Source organism: Bradyrhizobium sp. Crot121, from assembly GCF_059512385.1.
Window position 1 is genome coordinate 1 of record NZ_JCAMOR010000553.1, and the last position, 282, is coordinate 282.

General features: G+C 64.2%; 1 pseudogene. It reads left to right on the plus strand.

The annotated features are described in order from the left end of the window. Window positions 1-56 precede the first annotated feature (56 nt). A pseudogene (locus AC5ZGW_RS47885) lies at window positions 57-282 on the plus strand (hypothetical protein); the annotation flags it as partial.

Sequence of the window (282 nt, forward strand, 5' to 3'; positions counted from 1 at the left end):
GCATCATCCATCGGCGCATGCGCAAGCCATACAAAAAGCGCATGAGAATGCCATCAATGCTCGATCCGCACCTCGCCGACATCGAGCGCTGGCTGGCGGCCGAGCCCCGTCTGACCGCGCTGGCAATTCTCGGTCGCCTCGCCGAACAACGCCCCGAACAGTTCGGTCCGCCGCAGCACACCATCGTGCAGCGCTTGTTGCGATCGCTCAGACGCAAAGCAGCCGAGACGATTATCACGCGCACGGCTGAGGGTGCGGCACTGGCCGGTGATGCCGGGACTG